Genomic DNA, 21,711 nt, shown 5'->3' on the forward strand with positions numbered 1-21,711 from the left:
CGGTGCCCTGGCGCCGCGCGCAACAGGAGATGGGTCAGCAATGACGGGCAGAAGTGGGCTCTTCCGGAACAACCGCGGCCGGCGGTTCGTCGCGTTCGGCGTCGCGATGGCGCTATTCGGTTCGGCGCAGTCCGCCGCGCAGGCGGCGGCGAGCGGTTGGCACGGGCTGGGCTGGGATCGTCCGCCACTACAGGAGACGAAGTCTGTCGACGGCGTGGACGGCGGCCTCCGGACGCCATCAGCACCGTCGGAGCGCAGGTTCAGCCCAGCCGTCGTGGCTTGGCCGGCTGCGGCGACCACTGAGGTGGACCTACCCGGCGAAGGGACGTCGAACTCGCTGTCCGGGCAGCCTGTGACACTGTCGCGGCCCCAGGACAAGACCGCGGCCTCCAGTACGCGGCACGTGGCGGGCAAAGTTCGCGTGAGCACCCTGGATCAGGCCACGATGGCCAAGACAGGGATCAAAGGGGTGCTCGTCAAGGTCGAACCTCAGTCCGGTGATACGGGCGGCCCCGTCCGGCTCGACGTCGACTACCGGTCGTTCGGCGACGCCTACGGCGGTGACTTCGGCGGCCGGTTGAGCCTGGTGGAATATCCGTCGTGCCTGCTGACGACGCCGGACAAACCCGCGTGCCACATCGGCACGCCGTTGAATTCGGCCAACGACACCAAGACTCGGCATGTCACGGCCGACGTCACGCTTCCGCTGACTCAGGCGAGCGCCCGGACCGGCGCGGCGACGGCGATGGTGGTCGCGGCCGAGGCCGGTACAAAGGGCGGCGGAGGTGACTTCGCCGCGACCGACCTCAAGCCCGCCGGTGCCTGGAAGGCCGGCGGTTCTTCCGCGGATTTCACCTACTCCTACCCGATCAGCACCCCTTCGGCTGTCGGCGGGACCGGTCCGTCGATCAGCCTAAACTACTCCTCGAGTGCGGTCGACGGCCTCACTTCGGCGACCAACAACCAGGCTTCGGGTGTCGGTGACGGCTGGAACCTGTCGGGAAGCGGCTTCATCGAGCGTCGCTACAAAGGCTGCAGCGACGACCTGGGTGGCAACAACGGCCAGACCAAGACCGGCGACCTGTGCTGGTTCAACGACAACGCCACGATCTCCTTCTCCGGCGCCAACGGCGATCTGATCCTGGACAAGAGTACCCAGACGTGGCACCCGAAGGACGACGACGGCACCCGCGTCGAACGCCTCACCGGTGGGGCCAACGGCGACATGTTCGGCGAGTACTGGAAGGTCACCACACCGGACGGTGTCCAGTACTTCTTCGGGTTGAACCACTTGCCTGGCTGGGCGGCGGGCAAGGCGGAGACGCAGTCGACGTGGACGGTTCCGGTGTTCGGTAACAACAGCGGTGAGCCGTGCAACGCCGCGACCTACGCAGCGTCTTGGTGCAACCGGGCGTGGCGGTGGAACCTCGACTACGTCGTCGACCCGCACGGCAACGCCATCGCGTACTACTACCAGCCCGAGACGAACTACTACGGGCTCAACCGAAACGCCTCCACAGCCAACAATACCGGTACGTCCTACACCCGCGGCGGCTCGCTGGAGAAGATCGAGTACGGGTTCAACACGAAGTTTGTCGACACCTTCGGCCACGCGCCCGCGCAGGTCCTGTTCATCACGGCCGAGCGATGCTTTCCCAGTGGGACGATCACATGTGATCCGGGACAGCTGAACGCCGGCACGGCCACGTCGTGGCCGGACGTGCCTTCGGAGACGATCTGCGCCCAAGGTGCGATCTGTACTTATGGTTCGCCGAGCTTCTTCTCCCGGAAGCGTTACACCAAGATCACCACTCAGGTGTCGGACGGCGGAACCGGGTGGAAACCCGTGCGGGAGTGGGCGCTCACGCAGTCGTTCCCGGCGACCACCGACGGGAACAAGCCGGCGCTGTGGCTGGACTCGATCACCGAGACCGGCAAGATCGCGAGCCCGAACACCGTCGGATCGCCGGTGACCTTGCCGCCGACGACGTTCCACCCGCTGTCGATGGCCAACCGGGTCAACACCAGCACCCTGTACACGGCATTGACCCGCAACCGGATCGACGCCATCACCAACCCGCAGGGCGGGCTCACCACGGTCGCCTACGAAGATCCCGAGTGCGTGACGGGCGTGAAGATGCCCGACCCGGCCAACCTGAAAGGCAACACGCTGTCGTGCTACCCGGTGTACTGGACGCCGCCGGGAGCGAACGACCCAGTCTTGGACTACTTCAACAAGTTCCGCGTCAAACTGGTCGAAGAGGACGCGCACACCACGCGCCAGGAACAGCACACGGTCACCCGCTACGACTACCTGGGCGGCGCGGCCTGGCACCTCGACGACGATCCGTTCACCGATCCCAAGTACCGCACGTGGTCGCAGTGGCGCGGCTACGGCGACGTCAAGACCACCGTCGGCATGGGGTCGGCGGGCGGCGATCCGGCCGGACCACCGGTGGTGACCGAGACGTACTACCTGCGCGGGATGGAAGGCGCGACGGTGACCAGCGACCGCTGGCACGAGTCGGTCACCGACCGCAAAGAGGTCGCGGGATTCGTGCGCGAGACCGTCACCTATCGCGACGGTGCCGTCATCGGGGGCGCCTTGCACGATCCGTGGGTGTCGGACCCGACCGGCACCGATGCCTACGGCCGGACCTCGGCCTACGTGGACACCGACACCAGCCGCACCCGCACGTGGCTGGACACCAGCAAGACCTGGCGGATCTCGCGGACCCACAACACCTACGGCAAGTACGGTCTCGCGACGGCGGTGCAGGCCGAAGGCGACACCAGCGACCCGAAGCAAACGACCTGCACGTTCACGACGTATCTCGAGAACGCCGCGACTTGGTTGATCAGCTATGTGAGTCAGGTGCAAAAGTTCTCCGGCGTCTGCGACAGCAACACCAATCCCGTCGGCTCCGGCAACATCATCAGCGACGTCCGCAACTATTACGACAACGGTGGTTTCGGTGTCGCGCCCACCAAGGGCAGCATCACCCGGACCGACACGCTCGACGATTGGCCGGCCGCAGGCGCCGAGACGTGGACAGCCCCGGCCACCACCACCGGCTACGACGACTACGGCCGCCCGACGAGCGTGACCGATGCCCTCGGCCTGACGACCACCACCGCCTACACCCCGGCCAGCGGAGGTCCGCTTACCCAGGTCGGCACCACGTCACCGCAGATCAGCGCAACCAACACCACCCGGCTGACTTCCACCAAGGACCTCGACCCCGTCTCCGGCGTCGCGATCGGGGGCAAGGACGGCAGCGGCCTCCGCACCGATGCGAGTCAGGACGCGCTCGGCCGCATCGTCTCCGTCTGGAAGCCCGGCCACAGCAAGGCAACGAACGCACCGGCCGATGTGATCTTCACCTACAGCGTGAAGAACACCGGCGGGGTCAGCAACGTCGCCGCGCAATCGCTGCTCGCCAACGGCCAGTACGCGACTTCGTACACGCTTTACGACGGCCTCGGCCGGACGATCCAGACCCAGGCACCGCGAACCGACGACGGCCTTGGCCGGATCGTCACCGACACCTACTACGACTCCCAAGGACGGGCCTACAAAACCCACAACACCTACTGGAACAGCTCGGCCCCGTCCTCGACGCTCTACGTCACCGACGATGCCTCGGTCCCGAACACCACGCTGACGACATTTGACAGTGCCGGGGCCACGCGGGCCAGTGCGTACCTGCTCAACTCGGTCGAGCAGTGGCGCACCACGACGATTCCCGACGGCGACCGGACGACCACGATCCCGCCGAGCGGCGGCACCGCCACGACCACGATCACCAATGGTCTCGGCCAAGCCGTCCAGCTCCTGCAGTACAAGGACGCCACGAAGTACACCGCCGGCTCACCGGCCGACACCACGACCTACACCTACACCCGCAGCGGCCAGCAGGCGACGGTCACCGACACCACCGGCAAGAACGTCTGGACCTTCGGATACGACCTGCACGGCCGTAAGGTCTCGGCGATCGACCCGGACACCGGCAAAACGACGTTCACCTACGACGCCGGCGACCGCCTGCTGACCACCACCGACGCCCGCAACCGGCTCATCAGCTACACCTACGACAACCTCGGCCGCAAGACCACCGAGTACGACGGCCCGGTCGCGACGGGCACGAAACTCGCCGGCTGGACCTACGACACGCTGCTCCCCGGCCGGCCCACTGGTTCCATCCGGTACGTCGGGACCAACGCCTACGGCAAAGAGGCCACCGGCTACGACACCGCCGGCCGCTTGACCGGCACCAGGGTCACCATCCCCGCCGGCGAAACGGGGCTCTCCGGCAGCTACGACTCCTACACCACCTACGACCCCAACTCCGGCGCCGTCAAGACGGTCACCAGCCCCGAAGCCGACGGCATGCCCGCCGAGCAACTGTCCTTCGACCACTACAGCCGCGGCGCCGCGAAGACCCTCACCTCCAGCATGGGCTTCCAGCTGGTGTCGAACACCAGCTACAACCCGCTCGGCCAGGTGCTGCGCACCGATTTCAACGACGCCTCGAGCCCGTACCAGGTATCGGTCACCAACAGCTACGAGAACGGGACCAACCGCCTCGCCACGGTCCAGGCCCAGCGCTCGACGAAATCGAACTACTGGATCGCCAACCGCCTCTACACCTACAACGCGGTCGGCAACATCACCAAGATCGCCGATACCCCGCCCGGGGAACTGCCGGACACCCAGTGCTTCCGGCAGGACTACCTGCAGCGGCTCACCGAAGCCTGGACCCCTTCCGCCGGCGACTGCGCGATCCAGCCCACCAAGGCGGGCGTCGGCGGTGCTGCACCGTATTGGACGTCGTGGTCGCTCGACGACACCGGCAACCGCAAGACTCAAGTCCGGCACACCGCCACCGGTGACATCACCACGAATTCGACTTATCCCAACCCGGGGGAGAAGCAGCCGCACGCGGTCCAGGCGGTCACCACCGACGGACCGAACGGCAAGACCCAAACCAACTACGGCTACACCGACGCCGGCAGCACTGAGACCCGAGGTCCGACGGGTGCCGCGCAAACCTTCACCTACGACGCCGAAGGCCACGTCGCCACCGCGAAAGAGGCCAACGGCGCCGAAAGCAAGTACCTCTACGACGCCGACGGCAACCTGCTGATCACCAGGGATCCGTCGGGGACGACGTTGTCGATCGGCGACACGGAGTTGTGGGTTCCGACCGGCGGGTTCTTCGCATCCTGGACCCGTTTCTACAACTACAACGGCCAAGTCATCGCGACGCGCACGAGTTCGGGTGGTCTGAGCTGGAAGCTGGCTGATCACCACGGCACAGCTTACACCACGGTGAAGGCGGCGGACCTGACGCCGAGCAAGCGTTGGCAGGACCCCTACGGCGGTGACCGTGGGACGCCGCCGTCGGCTTGGCCGGACAAGCACGGGTTCCTCGGTGGTTACCAGAACACCACGGGCGTGACACACATCGGCGCCCGGGATTACGACCCGCTGGCCGGGCGGTTCATGACCGCGGACCCGGTGCTGGACACCGGCGACCCGCAGGCGTTGAACGCCTACAGTTACGGCAACAACAGCCCGGTTTCGTTCAGCGACCCGACCGGCATGGTGCTCCAGATCGACGGCCGTCCGGCGTATATCGGATCGGCCGCGATGGCCTCGATGAGCCCGGCGAACTGGGAGCGGGCTTACCGGCACAACGTCGGTGTCGCCCGCAATTGGGCCCACGCGGTGACCCACAAAACTCCTCCGACCTATCCTGCTTTCGTCGGCAAAGAGAACCATCAGTTGACACCGAAGCAACGACGGGCACGCTGGGAGACTCAGTTCGCCTACTGGTCGCTGGAGCCGCCAGACCGGCGTCCGCCGGACTTCGATCAGTTTGCAGCGGCGTTCTGTTTCGAGTTTGCCGACATGCGTGAATGTGACCCCTCGCCGCCCAGTTTGGAAGAAAGCGCCGCTGTGCTGTCGCTGCTCATCCCGTGGGGTGCGGCGTTCCGCCTCGGTGGCGAATTCGTGGCCGGCGCAGTCGCTGGCATCGAAGGGTCTGTGTTGGCGGGGGGCGCCGTCGCCGGCGGTGTTCGCGCTGGTGCTCTCGGCGACCTCGGAGCGTCGGTCACCGCAGCGAAGATCGCAGCCGCGGCGGCCCGTGGTGAGGGTGCGGCAGGTCGGTGTATGAACAGTTTCACCGGGGACACCCCGGTGCTGATGGCAGACGGCAGGAGTAAGCCGATCGCCGAGGTCAAGGTCGGCGACGAGATCGCCAACGCCGAGCCCGGGGAGCGCTTCGTTCAACGCCATGTCGTGACTGCGCTGCACATCACCGACGACGATCACGACTTCGTCGACATCACGGTCCTGACGTCAGGTGGCCCTCGGACCGTCGTCGCGACGGCCCACCACGCTTTCTGGAATACAACAACCCGCACCTGGACCGACGCCACAAACCTCAAGGCGGGCGATCAACTGTCCACTCCGGGTGACGGTCGGATCTCCGTGCGGAGCCTGCATCGATACACTGCCGGCAATCGCACCTACAATCTCACGGTAAACAGTGTTCACACATACTACGTGATCGCTGGCAATGCTTCGATATTGGTCCACAATGACGATGGCCCGTCATTCGAAACAAGTGATCAAGCGCGCAGGGATGCTATGCGACAATCGGGACTGCCCACGAGTCTTCAGCCGAGAAGTTCTCAATACTACTCGGGCGGTTTTGGGCAAGGCGGCGGTTATCAGTATGTGTACGACTACAATGGGGCGACATGGGTGGTGACAGACAACTGGAACGATTTGAACGCGGATACTCCTCATGGTCCTCACTGGGAGGTTGGCGAAAGCAAGCCGGGTGGGCAGCGTGATAGCCTTGGTCGCCTACGCGTGGCCAGTAGTAAGACAAAGGCGTATTATGGAGGTTTCTGTGGCGGGTGAGAGCGCGGAGCGTGCGGCGGCGGCACGGCGGAAGTGGAAGACTGAAAAAGCGCGTGCCGCTCTCGGAGCTGAGTTCGCAAGTCGGGGCCGACATCTGATCGGCGAGTGGTGCGACTTCGATGAGTCGACGAGGCTGAGTGAAGGCGCCGAGCGACTCGGTCCCGCACCCGACCGAATGATTCAACGGTGGCCGACGAAGCAGCGGTTGGTCGAAGCGTTGGAAGCAGGCGAGTCCTCGCTGCGTCGGCTGGGCGATGTCTACGTGCTGGTTCTGGACGTTCCGGACGCAGAGTGGATCAGGATTCGGGGTGAGGCAGTATCGGCTGATCTTGCCCACGCTGCAGGTGAATGGTTGACCGACGGATTCATCGTATTCCTTCCCTGGGTGGCGTCGCTATTGAGTGTTGATGTCGAAGAGCAAGGTGGCGTTTCGTTCATTGAGACAACGCTGATCGGCGAGGGGTTTGGCGAGCTGCGCGCCTACTTTGCCGAGATTGGTCCGGAGTCGCAAGAAATTGTGAGGCCGAATGGGTTGAACTCGAACTAACTGGGCCACGTCAGCCTGAAGGGCGGCTTGGTGCAGGAATCCGATAATGCGTCATGATCACCCGTTCGGGTTGCGAGGTGTCACACCTCCGAGGCCGACGAGTTCTCCGCCGCGAACCGGGCCAGTTCGGCGCGGTCGCGGACCGACGTCTTCATCAGCAGGGCCGCCACGTGCTTCTCCACCGTGCGCGGGGAAATGTGCAGCCGGGCCGCCAGTGCCTTGTTGCTGAGCCGGAACGCCAGCAGCTCGAAGACCTCGTACTCGCGCAGCGTGACGCCGATCGCCCTCAGGCTCTCCGGCACCCGCTCGGTGCCCGTTCGGCGCTGCTGCACCGACGCCCCGGCGCGCCGGAGGAGGGCGCGGCAGGCGCTGGCCACCGGGATCACGTCCGCGCCGTGGAAGTGGCTTTCGGCTTCGCGGAGCCATTCCGCGGGCTCGCCCCAGCCGTCGTCGACCGCGGTCTCCGCGGTCAGGCGCAGGCCCAGCGGGCGGGCGACGCCGAACGGGGCCGCCGCCTGGGCCGCGCGCCGCATGGCCGTGGCCGCGGCCTCGTGCGCGTGGTCGCGGCCGTGCAGCACCGCCTCGGCCAGTAGCACGAACTGGCGGTTCCAGCGCATCCCGCCGGTGGCTCCGGCCGCGATGCGCCGGTGGTCGTCCCAGGTCGCGTCGCCGGCGATGACGTCGAGCAGCAGCTTGAGGCCGTGGGTGCCGGCCAGGTGGAACGTGCTCTGCTGCCGTGCCTGGTCGGCGGCCAGGGTGTCCAGCTCGGCGCGCGCGGTCTCGCGGTCCTCCTCCAGCAGCGAGCAGAAGACCTGGGCCAGGCCGCGGGCCAGGGGTGCTTCGGGGCCGGCGTCACCGCCGCCGCGCCGGAAGTCGCCGAGGGCGGTCTCCATCGCCCGGCGGTCGCCGCGGTGGCCCGCCAGCACCGCCTGCGCCATCTGCACGTACCGGCTGACCGCGTACAGCTTGATCCGCGACGACTCCGCGTAGCACGCGTCGAGCCGCAGCCCGGCCTCGGCGAACCGGCCGCACAGCACCGAATGCAGGCCCAGCACGGCGTCCGCGTTGTAGGCCAGGCTGATCCCGCCGGTGCGCAGCGCCTCGGCGCGCGCGGTCTCCAGGCCCGCGGGGTCGGCCTCGGCCAGCCAGGCGTTGCCGCCGAGGCCGACCAGCGCGTAATTGCGCCAGTTCGTCAGCCGGTGCTCGGCGGCGCTGTCGAGCATCCGCCGGAAGCATTCGTCGGACTCGGCCATGTCCCGCTCGCGCACCACGAACCCGACCGCGTAGAGCGCCTGGCACGCCGTCGAGGGCGAGCCGATCCGCTCGGCCCCGGCGACCGCGCGGCGGCCCAGTTCCTCGCTGCGGCGCACCCGGTCGGGGGCCGGGCCGGACATCGACAGGTACGCGTCCACGGCGTCGACCGCGACAGCTTCCTCGTCCAGCCCCTCGTCCGGCAGCAGCGCACGGGCCGCGGCGACCTGCTCGAAGCCCTCCGCCCAGCGGCCGGCAACCTGGGCCGCCCACGCCAGCCGGACGTGAACGCGGATCTGGCGCGCCGAATCGCGGCCGTCGGTGGGCCGCAGCGAACGCGCCACCTTCGCCGCCCGGTCGAACTGCCCCGCCTCCGCCAGCGCGAACAGCAGCAGTTCGAGCAGGTCCCGGTAGCGGCCGGAGTGGTCGTCGCCGCGGCCGGCGTCCTCGCCGAGCAGGTTCACGGCGTGTTCCAGCACGGCGATGGCCGACCCCGGCGCGCCCTCGGCGAGCGCGCGCTGGGCGGCCTCGCGGTAGAGGTCGGCGGCGGCCCAGCGGTCGCCGGCGCCCAGCCGCAGCGACGCGGCCAGGCTGCACAGCTCGCCGGGCAGGTCGGGGTGCAGTTCCACGACGGCGTCGGCCGCCTTGGCCGACAGCGCCACGCGCTCGGCCGGGTTGAGCAGGGTCAGCAGCGCTTCGGCGGTGAGCGGGTGGCGGAAGGCGTACCAGTCTTCGCCGCGCTCGTCGGCGATGAGCAGCTGGGCGGCGACGGCGGACTGCAGGTGACCGAACAGGCTGTGGTCGTCCAGCTCGCTCACCCGCTGCACCACCGACAGCGGGAACCGGCGGCCGAGCACCGCGGCGATGGCGAGCAGCTGCTTGCCGCGTTCACCGAGGCGGTCGGCGCGGCGGGTGATGATCGTGACGAGCGTCGAGGGCACGGCACTGCGGCCGTGGCCGGTGAACCGCCAGCCCGCGGCGCCGTTCACGAGCTCGCCCGCCGCCACCATGCTGTGCAGCAGTTCCTCGACGACCAGCGGGTTGCCCGCGCTGTCGGCGAACAGGCGCTCGGCCACGTCGGCGGACACCCGGTCCGGCTCGGCGCCGAGCGACGACGCCACCACGTCCCGCACCTCGGCGGGCCCGAGGCTGTCGAGCGGCATGAGGAAGCCTTCACCGCGCCGGGCGACGGCGTGGGCCGCCTCCAGCGCGGGCGAGGGTTCGGCGCGCAGGGTGGCCAGCACGACCACCGGCTGCGTGCGGATGTTGGCGGCCAGGTACTCCACCACGGCCAGGGTTTCCACGTCGGCGTCCTGGAGGTCGTCGACGACGAACAGGCAGCCGCGGCCCGCCCCGGCCAGCCCGGTGAGCCGCAGCGTCGCCTCGGCGAGCACCACCAGCGAGGAGTCGCCGGCCGCGTCGGCCCCGGCGGCCCAGTCCGGGATCAGCCGGCCCAGCACCGACCGGTACGGCCCGAGCTGTTCGACCAGCTCGCGGCCGCCGGTGCGGGCCAGCGACAGCAGTGCTTCGGTGAGCGCCCGGAACGGCACGGCGGGCCCGGTGGTGCTGCCGCGGCCCCGCAGCACCACCAATCCCGCGTCCAGAGCGTGGCCGACCGCCTCGGCGGCGAGCCGGGTCTTGCCTATGCCGGGTTCCCCCGTGACGAACACGGCCGATCCCGAAGAGCGGCGAGCGTCGTGCAACACCCGCCCGATCTCCTCGATCTCCGTTCCTCGGCCGACGAGAGCGGGGGCACGGGTGCGCATGCGCCAACCTTAGAGACCGGACTCACGAATTCGGTGGTCTTCCGGTGGAGATTCCACTGTTCGGACGGCAAGATTGGGGTTGTTGTCACGCTTTGTGCCGTCGCGAGCACGTCACGCGTGCGTGTGGTTGCTGACGACGGTGCTGATGTCCATCGTGACGACGGCTGCGCTGGCGACGCCGAGGGTCAGCCCGGCGAGAATCCCCGCCCGGACACCGATCTTCGTTCTGGCACCAGGCGTGGCGTCGCCGAGCGGGCTGTCCGCCGCCGAACCGGCGGGGGTCGCGTCGAATTCGCCGGCATTGGTGTCGTTGCGCATCTGCACTCCCGTGTTGTATGAGTTTCGCGGTTATTTCCGGTGTCCCGATGGTTCAAGCAAGAGAACCGACGGAACCTGTTCGGCAAAACCGGCCCGCAACAACCCGAAACCGATACCCCCGGTTCCGGTCAACAGGCCTGGGCTCGCTACGCCGTGCGGCGTACCGCACTGGAGCCCGTGTCCTTCGATGGCGCCGACGAGGCGCGAAGTCGCCCTCCGCAACGCGGAGACCGACGGTTCGTGACCCTGCCCGGCGAGCACCACGAGTGCTTCGAGGGTGCCGAGTTCGCCGTGGCAGAGGGATTGGTCCGACGACGGCGGCCGGGCGGCCACCGCGGCCGAGAACGCGTCCGCCGTCCGCGCGGCGAACCCCGGACCGGCGGCCGCGGCGAGCACCCGGCCGGCCAGGCCCGAGCACCAGCCCAGGTCGCCGGCCACGGAGTCCGCCGGGATCCGGCCGCCCCGGCCGAGGGCCCACTCGACCCCCGCCGCGCCCCAGAGGAAGCCGGGGGCGGTGGGACGCGCGGCACCGGCGAGCCGCCGGGAGAGCGTGGCGGCCAGCGCGGCCGCTTCGGGCAGCCCGCTTTCCGCGTGCACGGCGTGCATGGCGGCGAGAGCGCCCGCGGTGCCTTCGCCGACGCCCACGGGCGCGGTCGCGTCGGCGGCGGCGGTCGCGGCGATCGCGGCGGGCAGGCAGGCGGCGAGCGTGCTGTCGCCGAGCAGGGAGGCCAGGCGGGCCAGGGCGTAGCAGATCCCGCCCAAGCCGAAGAAGCCGCCGGAGCCGACTTCGCGCGCGAGCTCGGGGTGTTCGGCGAGGACCTCGACGAGCACCGGCAGCGTGCGCACCGCCTTCGCGGCCAGCTCGGAGTACCGGGCGGTGCCGGTCAGCTCGCCCAGCTGGGCCAGGAACAGCGCGGTGCCGCAGTAGCCCTCGGCGAGCCCGGCGCCCATCGGCAGCACCAGCCAGTGGCGGCCGTCCAGGAGTTCGAGGCCGACCCAGTTGGCCCGGACGTCGTCGTGTGCGGCGCGGGCGACGAGGTCGTCGCCGATCGCCGACGCCAGCGCGAGCAGGTGCTGGCTGTCGGGCACGACGGCGGCGACCGCGCCGGGCAGCGGCGCACCCGCGCCGTGGCGGACCTCCGGGCGGCGGGTGGCGAGCGTGGCCTCGACGAACCACTCCTGCTCGCGCAGGTCTTCCGCGCACAACTGCGCGATCTTCGCGCGGGCCTGGTCGAGGCCGCTCGCGGCCAGCAGGCCGAGCAGCACCACGCCGGTGCCGGTGGTGACGTCGACCGACCCCGCGGCGGCGGTGAACACCGGCACGTCGCCGTCGCACAGCTCGGTGATCTCGTGCGGCACGAGCGCGGGCAGGTGGGCCTTCCCATGGTCCTCGGCGAGCGAGGCGAACGCCTCGGGCCGGGCGGCGCCCGCGCCGAGGTGCGCCGGGTGGGTCGAGTCGGTCAGCAGCGTCGCGTAGACCTGCGTCGGCCGCATGACCAGGCGGATCTCCTCGCCCGCGAACCCGTCCAGCGCGCCGCCGAGCAGCTCGTGGCGGCGGTCCACCAGCGATTCGTAGGCGGCGCGGAAGCCGCTCAGCAGGCTCTGCCGGTACATCCCGGCGTCGACCTCGGCCCCGGCGAGCACCGGGCGGTTCGCGCCGCCGGCGTAGGGGCGGGGCCCGCGGGCCAGGCGCATGTCGTCGGTCCCGGCGCCGGTCCAGTGCGGCACTTCGCCGGGGCTCGGTTCGCCGTTGCCGCCGCCGAAGGCCGAGACGTCGAGCGCGCCGTGCTCGCCGAGCATCAGTGTGGGCAGCAGGGCGGTGCGCGCCACCGAGCGGTGCAGCGCGGCGGCGGCCGGGTCGGGGCCGTTGCGGGTGAGCGAGGTGAAGGCGGGGTGGAACAGCGTCTCGACGTCCACCAGCATCGGCTGGTCGCCGCAGGCGATGAGGTTCTCGCAGTGCATGTCGGTGGCGTCGAGCGCGTAGAGCAGGGCGAGCAGCGCGCCTTGGCGGCGGTAGAAGAGCTCGACGCCGGCCTGGTCGGCGCACGGCCGCGCGGGCACGTACTCGGCCCAGCCGTAGCCGTCGCGGGCGAGGACGCCCACCGGCCGCGGCGCGAGCCCGGGCCGCTCCTCGGCGAACCACCGCAGCAGCTCACCCCACCGGGCGAGCAGCCCGAGCGGCCGCGGCTTGTAGACGAGCTGCCGCCCGTCGGCGAACCCGAGCACGGCGACCGCGCGGCCGCCGGAGTGCACATCGCCGGCACCGAGGGTCAGCTCGCTCAGCTCGGCGGTGCTGCCGGCGAGCAACCCGGCCCGCAGCGCGTCCTGGTCGGCGGCGAACCGGGCGAGCAGCTCGGCGACGGCGTCGACGGTGCGCAGGCAGGTCTGGGCGAGCAGCCGCGCCAGCATCGGGTGGCGGCCCAGCACGTCGGTGAGGGGGCCGCGGCTGCCGAGCAGGCGGAGGAAGCCGACGAAGCGGTCCCGCCCGGTCGCGCCGCGCAGCAGGCCGGCTTTCCGGGCCGAGTGCAGCTCGAGGACGAAGGTCCGCGCCGCGAGCGCGGTGAGCTGCCCGCAGAGCCAGGTCTCCACGCCGGACCACACCCGCTCGGCGGCGGGCTCGCGGTCGAGCAGGAGGTCCCGGGCGGCGTCGGCGAAGGGGAGGACGGCGTGCCGGAAGACGCGATCGCCCTCGGCCTCGACGGGAGCGGGCCAGTCACCATCGGCGGGCAGCGAAGCCAGGACGCGGTCGGCGAGCAGCGCCCAGGCGGGCGGGTGGTCGCCGCCCTCGCCGGGAAGGCGAGCGGCGGTCCACCAGGCCGGTGCCTCGTGGGGGGCCTGCTCGGGGCGCTCTACTGTCTGGCTCACGCCGAGAAGATTCGCACTACGGGAGATGCGGGCACATGGGTAGCCGCTACCCAGATTGGGTACCCGTCTTCGAGGTCTGCCTCCGATCGTGGGGGGTCACGGCCGCCCGGCGAGGAGCGGCGTGGTGAGTTCGGCCAGGTCACGGCGCCGCACGGCCCGCACGGGCTCGGTCGTGGCCAGCGCCGCCACGTGGTCGCCCGGCACCGTCAGCGACCGCAGGTGCACCGGCTCGTACGGCCATCCGGGCACCCCCGAACGGGCGATGCTCCCGCGCACGTCCACCCGCGCCGGGGCCGCGGCCAGCCCCAGCCCGGCCAGCTTCATCGCCGCCTCCTTGCGGGTCCACGCCCTCAACAGCCGCCCGGCCTGCTCCGCCGGGGCCGCCGCCGAGAACTCCCGATGCTCCGAAGCCGACAAAACCACTCCCGCCAGCCCCGCCGGGTCGGCCGCCGCCGCCGGGTCTTCGATGTCCGCCCCGATCAGGCCCGCCGACGCCACCGCGAGCAGGAGCCACCGCCCGGTGTGGGACACCGAGAACTCCGGCGCCCCGGCCACGCGCGGCCGGCCGTGCGCGGGGTCGGCGCAGTGCTCGCAGGAGCGGTCGATCACCACCTCCGACGGCCGGCCACCGAGCACCGAAGCGCCCCAAAGGCGTTGCAGCGCACGGGAAGCCACGAACACGTCGCCCGCCGGCGTCGCGGCCAGCCGGGCCCAGCGCGCGCGCTCGGCGTCGGCGAGCAGCGCCACCCACTCCGGCCGGGGGCGGACCGGCACCACCCAGACGTCGACCCGGCCGGTCATGGTGCCTGCGGCAGCAGCAGGGCCGCCCGGGGCACGGGCAGCTCGTCCGACGGCGAACCCAGCTCCGCCAGCAGGTGCGCGACCGCCGCCGCGAGCTGGTCGTCCTCGCCCGGGAGCAGCCGGTCCGGGGCGGGGACCACCGCCAGGTCCGGCTCCACGCCGTGGTTCTCCAGCGACCCGCCCGCGTCGCCGAAGCGGTAGCGGAACTCCGGCTGGGTCGTGACCGTGCCGTCCACCAGCCGGTGCCTCGGCCAGGTCGCGATCACCCCGCCCCAGCTGCGCCGGCCGATCAGCGGGCCCAGCCCGAGCGCGCGGAACACGTGCGCGAAGATCTCGCCGTCGGAGCCCGTGTGCTCGTTGAGCAGCGTCGCCATCGGGCCGCGCGGGGACTCCGTCGGGTACGGCGCCATCCCGCTCCACCGCCCGTGCTCGGTGCCGGTGCGGCGGCGGGCCAGCCGGTCGAGCAGCAGCGGCGACACGTGCCCGCCCGTGTTGAACCGGACGTCCACGATCAGGCCGTCGCGGTCGAGTTCGGTCAGGAACCCGCGGACGAAGTCGGCGTACCCGGCGCGCGTCATGTCCGGCACGTGCAGGTAGCCCAGCCGGCCGCCGGACACCGTCCGCACGTACGCGCGGTTGCCCTCGGTCCAGTCCAGGTACCGCGCCCGCGCTTCCCCGGCGCACGCCCGGACGACCACGCGGTGCTCGGCGCCGCCCCGCCGCACGGTCAGCTCCACCTCGCGGTCGGCCTGCCCGACCAGCAGCTCGCCGGGGCCCGACGGGCCGACGCGGCGGCCGTTGACCGCGACCACGGCGTCACCCGCGCGGATGTCCGCGCCGAGCCGGGCGCACGGCGAACCGGCCTTCGGGTTCCACGGGTCGCCGCGCAGGATCCGGGCGATCCGCCAGGTGGCGCCGTCGGGCGGGGTGTCCCAGTCGACGCCGAGGAAGCCCTGCGCCTCGTCCGGCCCGGCGCGGTACTCGCCGCCGCGCTCGAACGCGTGGGACGTGCCGAGCTCGCCGTGCAGCTCCCAGATCAGATCCGACAGCTCCGCCCGGCACGACACCAGTTCCGCGAGCGGCGCGTACCGGTCGTACACCGCGTCCCAGTCGAGACCGGACATCCGCGCGTCCCAATAGCCTTCGCGCTGCAGCCGCCACGCCTCGCGGAACATCTGCCGCCACTCCGCCGACGGGTCGAACGGGACCTTGACGCGCCCGAGGTCGACCCAGCCGGTCGCCGGGCCCGGTTCCTCGCCGTCGGGCGGGTCGCCGGCGGCGTCGGCGCGCAGCACCCGCAACCGGCTGTCGGTGCGGTGCAGCACCACGTCGCCCCGGACGTCGAGCTCGTCGACCGCGCCGAGGCAGCCTTCGGTGACGCGGCCGGTGCCCAGGTCCACCAGCGACACCGTGCCCTCGCCGCCGGACCCCGGGTGCGCCGGGTCGGGCGCGGAAAGGGGCACCGACAGCAGCAGGACCCGGCCGGGCAGCGCCGCGATGTCGCTGTAGCGGCCTTCGGGCACCGGGAACGCGGCCACCCGGCGGGAAATCCCGTCGAGGTCGATCGTCACCCGGCCGTCGCCGCGCGGGACGGGCAGCGCCTGCCCGGGCACCGCGGTCCGGGTCTCGAACGGCGAGGGGTCGCCGGCCCGCAGCGTGATCAGGTACGGCCGCGAGCCGAACGGGAACCCGACGTCGAACTGCACCTGGTCCAGCTCCGGCGTGAGGTCGCGCTGGCCGAGGAAGTACAGGTAGCGCCCGGACGGGTCGAACGCCGGGCGCGCGTCCCGCACCACCGGCTCGGTGACCCGGTGGGTGCGCCCGGACGCGGTGTCGGCGAGCTTGATCGACGACGTGCGCGGCGACTCCGGGAACGTGTAGGCCAGCCACCGGCCATCGGGCGACCACGCGAGGTCTTCGATGCGCTCGTGCCGGCTCGCGTCGAGCAGCCGGGGCCGGGGCAGCACATCGGCGGTGTCCACGATCCACACGCGCTGGCGGCTGGTCGCGAAGGCGACGAGCCCGGACGCGGGGGAGGCGGTCAGCTCGGTGATGTGCCCGACGCCGCCGGCGACCAGCACCGGGGCGTCCTCGCCGCCCTCGGCGTCCATCAGCACGATCCGCTCGTCCGGGCTCTCGTCGGCGGCCACGGCGACGAGCTGCCGCCCGCCGGCCAGCCAGCGCAGCAGCCGGTAGCGGACGCCGTCCGCGCTGCCGTGCCCGCGGACCGGCCCCGACCAGTGCTCGAAGGTGAACGCCTTGCCGCGGGCGGTCACCGCGAGCCGGGTGCCGTCGGGGGACAGGCGCGCGCCGTCGAGGTACTCGCCCGCGGGGGCGAACCGGCGGCCGCGCTGTGGGGCCGCGCCGCCGAGGTCCACCTCGACCGGCCGGGCGCCGCGCTCGTCGAGCAGGTGCAGCCGGGCGCCCGCGGTGTAGACCAGGCGGGTGCCGTCGGTGGTGAGCCCGCGCGCGTAGTGGTCGTGGTGGTCGGTGTGGCAGCGCAGGTCGGTGCCGTCGGGCAGGCACGAGTAGACGTTGCCGATGCCTTCGTGGTCGCTGATGAAGTGGACGCGCCCGCCGGCCCAGCAGGGGTCGGCGACGTTCCCGGGCAGCGCGACGAGCCGGGTGAACGGCCCGGCCTCGTCCCCGGCGTACCACAGCTCGCCGGTGCCGCCACCGCGGTACCGCTTCCACCGCGCGGGATCCGCGGTGTTGCGGCCGACGACGACGCCGGCGGCACCGAAGGCGATCGTGTCGGCCGGCCCGAGCCGGAGCGGCCGCGCGGGACCGCCGGCCGAGGACACCGAGAACAGCCGCGCGCCGAAGCCGGACGGCTGCTCGGCGTCGGTCGCGTACAGCACCTCGCCGGTGTGCGGGTGCCAGCCGACGGTGACGCACCGGCCGGCCTGGTGGGTCAGCCGCCGGGGCCGGCCGCCCTCGGCGGGCATGACGTACACCTCGGCCGGGCCGTCGTAGGTGCCGACGAACGCGATTTCCGTGCCGTCCGGGGAAATCCGCGGCCGCCGGGCTTCGCCGGGGCCCGCGGTCAGCCGGTGCGCCCGGCCGCCCTCGGCGGGCACCGACCACAGGTCGTCCTCGCACGCGAAGTACAGGGTGCCGCCGGAGATCGCGGGCGTCCGCAGGTACCCGGCCCGCCCGGTCACGACCGGGCCTCGATCCGCTCGCGGATCCGCTCGGCCAGCTCGCGCCGCCGTTCTTCCGAGGACGCCTCGTGCTGCCGGATGTCCTCATCGGACAGTGTCCAGTAGCAGGCCGTCCGCCACTGCCCGACGGTGTGGGAATCCCGTTCGCAGCGGACCTGCTGCTGGGCTTCGAGCGCCTCGGCGGACAGGAACATGGTGTTGTGCGTGTAGACCTGGTTGACGATCACGCGCATGTTGAGCTCGTCGCGCAGGTGCTTGTGCACCGCGTAGACGGCGAACGCGCCGAGCCCGCGGTCGCGCGGCAGCACGCCGAAGGACAGCTCGCAGCACTGCGCGCGCCAGTCGATCGAGGTGATCCAGGCGAAGCCCAGCACGCGGCCGTGCGCGCCGCAGACCGTGAAGATCCGCTTGGTGCGGTGCTCCTCGGTGATGGTGCGCAGCTGCCGGGCCTGCAGGCCGTCGTCGTCGGACCCGACGGCGAAGTCGGTGAGGTTGGCCGCGAACCGGGCCTCGCGCAGCAGTTCCGTGCGCAGCGGGACGTCCTCTTCGGTGAAGTGCCGGACGGTCACGATCGGCATGGCTCCTCCTTCACCAGGACCAGCAGGTCGTGGAAGGCGTGGCCGGCGTAGTGGTGGCCGGGCAGCACGCCGCTGTGGGCGAACCCGGCCCCGAGGAAAGCCGCGGCCCCCTCTTCGGGGACCAGGGCGACGAACGACGTCCGCCGCTGGTAGGTGGTGAGGTGGCCGAGCAGCGCGCGCACCGGCTCCGGGCCGGCGGACGTGCTCGAGACGTACGCCTGGCGCGGCTGCGCCCGGTTCGGCACGCAGCCGACCAGCGCGCCGCCCGCGGCGTACACCTGGGCTTCGCGGCGGGTGAGTTCCCACGCGAGCAGGGCGTCGTTCTGGGTGACCGGGTCGGTGCCGAGGAACCCGCGCGCGGCGTCCCCCGCGCGGCGCAGGCCCTGCGCGGCTTCGGCGGGCGAAAGCGGTCTCAGGTCAGTCATGGCGGATCGTCCCCCAGATCTCCCGTGCGGCGGGTGCGCCGTCGAACCAGGTGGCGGCCGGGACGACCGCTTCACGCCGGAACCCGGCCGCGGCCAGCGCTTCGGTGTCCGGCCGGGTGACCGGGGTGACCCAGCCGTGCAGCCGGCGCAGGTTCAGGCCGGTGAACCCGTGCGCGACGGCCCGAGCCAGGAGGTCGTCCACATCGGACAGTGGACTGTGGACGCCGATTTCGACGCGGGCCCGCCGGTGCACCCAGTCGATGGCCGTGTAGCGGACGAAGGCGTCGTCGGTGACGCACAGCTCCTCGTCGTCGCCGGTGGGCGGGGGGACCGTGGTCGGTTCGGCGAGCGCGGGCCAGTCGCCGATCGGCAGGCCGAGCAGCTCGCCGGCGAGCCACGGCCCGCTCAGCAGCCCGCGGTCGGTGCCGCGGTATCCGCGCAGTTTCATGACGTCGCCTCGACCTGGGAGAAGAAGACCGTGCCGCGGCGACGGCCTTCCTGGGTGGTCACGCCGGCGAGCGTGCCCTCTTCGGTGAGCCCGGCCGCCCGCGCGAAGGCGAGGCCGGCCGGGTCGAACTCGGGGAACCGGACCGACAGCCGCACCAGCTCGTGGCGCCACCGCAGCGCCCGCACGATCTCGCGGTAGGCGTCGCACCACCAGGGGGTCGGGGTGTCCGAGCGCAGGCGCAGGTGCAGGACGTAGTGGCAGCCGTGCTCGCTGCCCTCGTGCTCCAGGGCGTAGAGGCCGACGGGCCGGCCGTCGGCGCAGAGCACGCGGGTGTCGTCGCCGAGGAGCCGGAGGATCTCCCACTCGGGCCGCGTTTCGGGCCGGTCGGTGCGGAAGAAGAAGCCGGGATCGGTGAAGAGAGCGAGCACGGCCGCCCGGTCGGCGTCCGCGCAGGAGCGGGCCGACCAGCGCGGCAGCGCACGCTCGGCCGGCATCTTGACGGGCGCGATCGAGGTCATGGCCCCTCCCGGGCTGGTGGGCTGGTGCGGGTAGGTGGTCTGCCGCAGCCGGTCGTGAGTGGGAAACAGGGTTAGAACACTGTTTCCCACTCACGACCGGTCGGCGGGACGGCGGCGCTTGCGTGCGCCGCCGGCCCGCCGGGAGGTCACGCCTCCTTGGAGGCGACCTTCGAGGCTTCCTTGGACGCCTCCTTGGAGGCGACCTTCGACGCGACCTTGGAGGCCTCCTTGCTGGCGACCTTCGACGCGACCTTGCTGGCGACCTTCGAAGCTTCCTTCGACATGGGGCTACCTCATTCCTTTGTTGGGATTCCCCCGCAGATCCGGTGTGCAATTCCTGCGTTCCGGTGGGGCCAACCCAGATTCACCGACGAACCGTTGCGGGTCAAGGAAAACCCTTCGCGCTCCGGTGTCATCTTCGTGCCACGGAGAACGTGCCACCGCCAGGGGCTAACCATTTCCGCCCGCACCGCCCACCATCGGCGTACGACGATTCACGGTTGGAGGACACGTGGCGAAGAGCGCGAACCTCTGCTGGGGACAGCACCACCACCTGCTGCGGTACTTGCGGGTGCCGGCGCGGTCGCGGCACGAGGCGCACATCGGCACCAGTTACCCGCTGCCCGCGGGCTGCACGGTCGCGGCCGTCCGCGCCGCGCTGACGCACCTGGTGCGCCGGCACGAAATCCTGCGCACCGTCTACGACCTGACCGGCACCGCCGCCGACGGGCACGCCTGGCCGCGCCAGCTCGTGCAGCCGCCGGCGCCGCAGCCGGTCGTCGAGGCGACCGTGGAGGACGCCGTGGACGTCATCGCGCGGCTCACGCGCACCCCGTTCGACCTGGCCCGCGAGTGGCCGATGCGGGCCTGCGTGGTCACCGGCGGCGGCCGGCTCGTCCGGCTGCACCTGGTCTTCAACCACCTCGCCTTCGACGACGTCGCCCTCGACCGGCTGGCCGCCGAGCTCGACGAGCTGCTCGCCGCGCGCACCGCAGGCCGGCCCGCCGTGCTGGACCCGGTGGAGCACCAGCCGGTGGACCTCGCGCGCTTCGAGGAGAGCCGCACCGATGCCGACGTCGAACCCGCGCTGAGCCACTGGCGTGAGATCGTCCGGAAACTCCCCGAAGACGTCTTCGCCAAGCGCCGCAAGGCATCCGAGGCCGCACACAGCGCCTCCTTCACGGTCCCGACGCTGCTGTCCGCGGCCCGGGCGATCGCGGCACGCGAGCACGTGTGGCCCTCGGCCGTGCACCTCGCCGCCTACGCCGTCACGCTCGCCGCCTACACCGGCGAAACCCTGGTGGCGCACCGGATGTACACCAGCCAGCGCGACGCCAGCGGCTTCGGTGGCGCCGTCACCTGCCTGTCCTACCCGACCCCCGTGCTCGCCGACCTCGGCGGCGACCCGCGGTTCTCGGCCGTCGTCCAGGAGTCCGCCGTCCGCGTGAGCGAGGCGATGGCGAACGCGCACGTACCCTACGACCGCGTCTACGAGGAGAGTGCGCGGCACGGGACGCGTGTGGTCGCCGAGCTGAACTTCCTCGACAACGCGCCGCGCTCCTGCCGCACCCAACGCGACCGGTACGCGGTCAACGCCGCCCCCGCCGACTGGGCGCTCGCCGGCTCCGACAGCTACCTGCGCGTCTACGAATGGGCCGACGGCATCACGCTCGCCCTGCAGGCTCTGGACGCGGTGATGGACGCCGGCGCCGTCGAACACTTCCTGCGCGGCTACGCGCGGCTCGTCGAGGCGCACCGCGACCCCGGCACCGACCTGCGCGTCAGCGAGGCCGCCGCGCTCATCGGCTTCGCCCCGCCGGGGGCGCCGAAAGCCGCACCCGGCGAGCCCGGGCCGACCGGGACCGCGCCCGCCGAACGCGTCCTCACCGAGGTCGTCGCCGAGGTGAACGGCCTCGCCGACGTCGACCCGGCTCGCAGCTACCTCGCCGCGGGCGGGCGCGTGCTGCGGCTGCCCCGCGTGGTCGAAGCCCTGCACGAACGCGGCTGGTCGGCCTGGCTCGTCCCGTTCACCACCACCCGCCCCCTGTCCGCGCTCGCGCACGAACTCGTGCCGGCCCGCGGCTGAGCCGGACGAA

General features: G+C 71.5%; 13 protein-coding genes. 3 read left to right on the top strand and 10 right to left on the bottom strand.

Going from position 1 to position 21,711, the window contains the following annotated elements:
• Positions 1-40: 40 nt before the first annotated feature.
• Positions 41-6,934, top strand: coding sequence for an RHS repeat-associated core domain-containing protein (locus tag ACWEF6_RS15110; protein WP_449683457.1), 6,894 nt, complete (start codon positions 41-43; stop codon positions 6,932-6,934).
• Entirely contained in the window at positions 6,924-7,481 is a 558-nt protein-coding gene (locus ACWEF6_RS15115; protein WP_449683458.1) for a hypothetical protein, read from the top strand. Before ACWEF6_RS15110 ends, ACWEF6_RS15115 begins: the two co-directional genes overlap by 11 nt.
• An 80-nt stretch (positions 7,482-7,561) precedes the next feature.
• Here ACWEF6_RS15115 and ACWEF6_RS15120 read toward each other — a convergent pair whose 3' ends face one another.
• The 10 genes from ACWEF6_RS15120 to ACWEF6_RS15165 form a co-directional block, all read right to left on the bottom strand.
• The gene (locus ACWEF6_RS15120) at positions 7,562-10,498 is read right to left on the bottom strand and encodes an AAA family ATPase (protein WP_449683459.1); all 2,937 of its coding nucleotides are present in this window, start codon (positions 10,496-10,498) and stop codon (positions 7,562-7,564) included.
• Between the two features lie 111 nt (positions 10,499-10,609).
• Entirely contained in the window at positions 10,610-10,816 is a 207-nt protein-coding gene (locus tag ACWEF6_RS15125; RefSeq protein WP_449680210.1) for a hypothetical protein, read from the bottom strand.
• A gap of 30 nt (positions 10,817-10,846) precedes the next feature.
• Positions 10,847-13,681 carry a type 2 lanthipeptide synthetase LanM family protein gene (locus ACWEF6_RS15130; RefSeq protein ID WP_449683460.1) on the bottom strand — a complete coding sequence of 945 codons (2,835 nt, stop codon included), beginning with the start codon at positions 13,679-13,681 and terminating at the stop codon, positions 10,847-10,849.
• 96 nt (positions 13,682-13,777) lie between these two features.
• On the bottom strand, positions 13,778-14,482 hold the full coding sequence (locus ACWEF6_RS15135; RefSeq protein ID WP_449683461.1) for a 4'-phosphopantetheinyl transferase family protein: 705 nt from the start codon (positions 14,480-14,482) through the stop codon (positions 13,778-13,780).
• Entirely contained in the window at positions 14,479-17,646 is a 3,168-nt protein-coding gene (locus ACWEF6_RS15140; protein ID WP_449683462.1) for a S41 family peptidase, read from the bottom strand. Before ACWEF6_RS15140 ends, ACWEF6_RS15135 begins: the two co-directional genes overlap by 4 nt.
• A complete protein-coding gene (locus ACWEF6_RS15145; protein WP_449683463.1) occupies positions 17,643-18,224 on the bottom strand; it encodes a GNAT family N-acetyltransferase in 582 nt (193 codons plus the stop codon). Before ACWEF6_RS15145 ends, ACWEF6_RS15140 begins: the two co-directional genes overlap by 4 nt.
• Complete coding sequence (locus tag ACWEF6_RS15150) at positions 18,212-18,649, bottom strand: hypothetical protein (RefSeq protein WP_449683464.1); 438 nt, start codon at positions 18,647-18,649, stop codon at positions 18,212-18,214. The genes ACWEF6_RS15145 and ACWEF6_RS15150 overlap by 13 nt, the downstream gene beginning before the upstream one ends.
• On the bottom strand, positions 18,642-19,097 hold the full coding sequence (locus ACWEF6_RS15155) for a hypothetical protein (RefSeq protein ID WP_449683465.1): 456 nt from the start codon (positions 19,095-19,097) through the stop codon (positions 18,642-18,644). Before ACWEF6_RS15155 ends, ACWEF6_RS15150 begins: the two co-directional genes overlap by 8 nt.
• Positions 19,094-19,615 (bottom strand): hypothetical protein, encoded by a 522-nt coding sequence (locus ACWEF6_RS15160; protein ID WP_449683466.1) that lies wholly within the window; start codon positions 19,613-19,615, stop codon positions 19,094-19,096. Before ACWEF6_RS15160 ends, ACWEF6_RS15155 begins: the two co-directional genes overlap by 4 nt.
• Before the next feature lie 146 nt (positions 19,616-19,761).
• Complete coding sequence (locus ACWEF6_RS15165; RefSeq protein WP_449683467.1) at positions 19,762-19,899, bottom strand: hypothetical protein; 138 nt, start codon at positions 19,897-19,899, stop codon at positions 19,762-19,764.
• A gap of 227 nt (positions 19,900-20,126) precedes the next feature.
• Between ACWEF6_RS15165 and ACWEF6_RS15170 the strand changes: the two genes are divergently transcribed.
• On the top strand, positions 20,127-21,701 hold the full coding sequence (locus ACWEF6_RS15170; protein WP_449683468.1) for a condensation domain-containing protein: 1,575 nt from the start codon (positions 20,127-20,129) through the stop codon (positions 21,699-21,701).
• Positions 21,702-21,711: the final 10 nt, after the last annotated feature.

Source organism: Amycolatopsis sp. NPDC004772, assembly GCF_053601215.1.

Coding starts and splice junctions, on each gene's coding strand:
- ACWEF6_RS15125 (WP_449680210.1), bottom strand. CDS start 10,816: ATGCGCAACGACACCAATGCCGGCGAATTCGACGCGACCCCCGCCGGT.
- ACWEF6_RS15165 (WP_449683467.1), bottom strand. CDS start 19,899: ATGTCGAAGGAAGCTTCGAAGGTCGCCAGCAAGGTCGCGTCGAAGGTC.
- ACWEF6_RS15150 (WP_449683464.1), bottom strand. CDS start 18,649: ATGACTGACCTGAGACCGCTTTCGCCCGCCGAAGCCGCGCAGGGCCTG.
- ACWEF6_RS15120 (WP_449683459.1), bottom strand. CDS start 10,498: ATGCGCACCCGTGCCCCCGCTCTCGTCGGCCGAGGAACGGAGATCGAG.
- ACWEF6_RS15155 (WP_449683465.1), bottom strand. CDS start 19,097: ATGAAACTGCGCGGATACCGCGGCACCGACCGCGGGCTGCTGAGCGGG.
- ACWEF6_RS15145 (WP_449683463.1), bottom strand. CDS start 18,224: ATGCCGATCGTGACCGTCCGGCACTTCACCGAAGAGGACGTCCCGCTG.
- ACWEF6_RS15135 (WP_449683461.1), bottom strand. CDS start 14,482: ATGACCGGCCGGGTCGACGTCTGGGTGGTGCCGGTCCGCCCCCGGCCG.
- ACWEF6_RS15160 (WP_449683466.1), bottom strand. CDS start 19,615: ATGACCTCGATCGCGCCCGTCAAGATGCCGGCCGAGCGTGCGCTGCCG.
- ACWEF6_RS15110 (WP_449683457.1), top strand. CDS start 41: ATGACGGGCAGAAGTGGGCTCTTCCGGAACAACCGCGGCCGGCGGTTC.